The organism is Pseudorhodobacter sp., assembly GCF_030452865.1.
Taxonomy (GTDB): domain Bacteria; phylum Pseudomonadota; class Alphaproteobacteria; order Rhodobacterales; family Rhodobacteraceae; genus Pseudorhodobacter.
On sequence record NZ_JAKDLJ010000489.1, the window covers coordinates 1 to 2,338 of the forward strand.

1 protein-coding gene is annotated in these 2,338 nt (G+C 59.2%); it reads right to left on the reverse strand.

Annotated elements, in window-relative coordinates:
• Positions 1–216: 216 nt before the first annotated feature.
• On the reverse strand, positions 217–2,172 hold the full coding sequence (gene parE / locus L0H65_RS18465) for a DNA topoisomerase IV subunit B (protein ID WP_301460668.1): 1,956 nt from the start codon (positions 2,170–2,172) through the stop codon (positions 217–219).
• Positions 2,173–2,338: the final 166 nt, after the last annotated feature.

Here is a 2,338-nt window from a genome sequence, read left to right on the forward strand (position 1 = left end):
TGAATGCAGTCGGCCACCGGACCGCGGAGGCCGCGAACGAGCCAATGGCGTTCATCGCTCACTCTACAACATGCAGTTGCCGCAGCCAGCCTTGAGGAACAGAACACCGATGCGGGCGATGTACAACTGGCACAAGTCACCCCCACTTCTTTGTCAAATCACCGCGCAATCACGCGGGGCGCGACAGCTAGGACGGTTGCTGTCAGAATGATCGCTCTAAACATCTAACTCCTCCACAAACTGCGCGTTTTCTTGGATATATTGGAACCGCAACTCGGGTTTTTTGCCCATCAAACGCTCCACCAGATCGGCGGTTTCGCCCGGCTCATCCTCGTCAATGCTGACGCGGATCAGTTTGCGAGACTCGGGGTTCATCGTGGTGTCTTTCAGGTCTTTGGCGTCCATTTCGCCCAAACCCTTGAATCGCTGCACGTCGATTTTACCCTTACCGCCCAAACCCTTGGCCAGCCACAGCTCTTTTTCGGCATCATCCGCCACATAAAGCCGTTTTGCGCCTTGGGTCAGGCGGTAGAGCGGCGGGCAGGCCAGATAGAGGTGGCCCTGGTCGATCAGCGGGCGCATTTGGGTGAAGAAAAACGTCATCAAAAGGCTGGCGATATGCGCGCCGTCAACATCGGCATCGGTCATGATGATGATCTTGTCATAGCGCAGGTCGTCGACCTTGAATTTGGTGCCCATCTGCACGCCCAAGGCCTCACAGATATCGCGGATTTCGGAGTTGTCGTGCAGCTTGTTCGACGCCGCCCCCAGCACGTTCAGAATCTTGCCTTTGAGCGGCAAAAGCGCCTGATTTTCGCGGTTGCGCGCGCCTTTGGCAGAGCCGCCGGCGGAGTCGCCTTCGACAATAAACAGCTCTGTGCCTTCGCGGTTTTTCGCGGTGCAGTCGGTGAGTTTGCCGGGCAAGCGCAGCTTTTTGGTCGCCGTTTTGCGGGCGGTTTCCTTTTCCTGACGGCGGCGCAGGCGTTCCTCGGCGCGCAGCACCAGAAAATCGAGGATTGCGCCCGCCGATTTCGTATCCGCCGCCAGCCAGTTGTCGAAATGGTCGCGCACCGAACCTTCGACCAGTTTTGCCGCGTCCTCCGATGCCAAACGGTCCTTGGTCTGGCCGACAAACTGCGGCTCCCGGATGAAAACCGAGATCAGGGCGCAGCCGCCGGTCATCATGTCATCGCGCGAAATCAGTTCGGCCTTGCGGTTTTTCACCAGATCGCCGTAGGCGCGGATGCCTTTTAGGATCGCGGACCAAAAGCCTGCCTCATGGGTGCCGCCTTCGGGGGTGGGCACCGTGTTGGTATAGGACTGGATGAAGCCATCGCGCGAGGGGGTCCAGTTGATCGCCCATTCGACCGACCCCGGCTGGCCGAATTTTTCCTGAAAGCCGACTTTGCCCGCGAAGGGGCGGTCGGCGTAAGTGGTGGCCCCGGTCAGGTTTTCGCCCAAGTAATCGGCAAGGCCACCGGGGAAATGGAAAATCGCCTCCATCGGGGTGTCACCGTCTGCAACTGCCGATTTCCAACGGATTTCCACTCCCGAAAAGAGGTAAGCCTTGGAACGGACCATTTTCATCAGCCGCGACGGCTTGAATTGCAGATGGCCAAAGATTTGCGCGTCCGGGTGGAAAGTGGTGGAGGTGCCGCGCCGGTTCGGAGCCGCGCCAATTTTGGCAATCGGGCCTTGCGGGATGCCACGCGAAAATTCCTGAACGTAGAGTTCCTTGTTGCGCGCGACTTCCACCCGCATGTGATCGGAGAGCGCGTTGACAACGGAGGCGCCAACGCCGTGCAAGCCGCCTGAGGTCTCATAAGCCTTGCCGGAGAATTTTCCGCCTGCGTGCAAAGTGCAAAGGATAACTTCCAGCGCGGATTTTCCGGGGAATTTCGGATGCGGATCGACCGGGATGCCGCGGCCGTTGTCGCGGATGGTGATGGAGTGGTCGGCGTGGAGTTCGACCTCGATCCGGTTGGCATGGCCCGCGACCGCCTCATCCATTGAGTTGTCGAGGACTTCGGCGACCAGATGATGCAAGGCCCGTTCATCGGTGCCGCCGATATACATGCCGGGGCGCTTGCGGACAGGCTCCAGCCCTTCCAGCACCTCGATGTCGTTGGCGTCATAGGTTTCAGGGATGACAGAGAGAAGGTCATTGGCCATTGCATGCTCGATTCTTCTGGGGCGGGTGCTGTCGCAGGATTAGACCATCTGACGCCGGGGGGCGCAAGACTTGGGGGTTTTCGCTTAGGGAAATCAGGCAGGGGGCGTTCCGCCCCCTCTTGGCCTGACGGCCAATTCACCCCCGGAGGATATTTTTGAACAGATG

Excerpts from the sequence above, each read along its gene's own strand:
- parE (WP_301460668.1), bottom strand. The coding sequence starts at position 2,172 with ATGGCCAATGACCTTCTCTCTGTCATCCCTGAAACCTATGACGCCAAC.